This is a genomic window from Veillonella sp. CHU732, assembly GCF_003992085.1.
Lineage (GTDB): Bacteria > Bacillota > Negativicutes > Veillonellales > Veillonellaceae > F0422.
The window spans coordinates 1-527 of the sequence record NZ_RQVC01000038.1; the positions used below are offsets into that span (position 1 = coordinate 1).

The window sequence follows — 527 nt, forward strand, 5'->3', positions numbered from 1 at the left end:
AATGCAGTTATTACAGTGAAACCGGGTGCAGCAGGTGCTAAAGGTGACGTAGACTTCGGTGGATCTAAATTAACAAATGTAGGTGCACCAGGTACTGGTACAGACGCAGCAAATAAAGATTATGTAGATGATGCGATTAAAGCGGTGAACCAAACAGCTGCTGGTAATGCTAATTTAGGCTATAAAGCAAATGGTGGCGCAGCTAAAACAGTAGCGGTAACAACAGGTTTAGATTTCGTTAAAGGTGATGGTACAGCGGCGACTGCAGAATCTGCTAAAGCTGGTATCGAAATCGTAGCCGGTGATAATGGTAAAGTAACATTTGGCTTAAACGAAGCGACTCGTAATGCTATTGATAATGCGGCGAATAAAGCCTTAGGTAACCTAAGCGATGATGGCAAAAATGCAGTCAAAGACTTAGCAGCAGGCGCTGTAAAAGTAGCTGCTGGTAAAAATGTGAAGGTTACAGATGCTACGGTTGACCATGTAACAACATATACAGTAGATGCTATCGATACAACAGTAGC

The 527-nt window shown here is 42.7% G+C and carries 1 protein-coding gene; it reads left to right on the forward strand.

Features of this window, described 5'->3' with window-relative positions:
* Positions 1-527 (forward strand): hypothetical protein (locus EO121_RS08700; protein WP_164725911.1); only part of this gene is annotated, 527 nt, incomplete at both ends.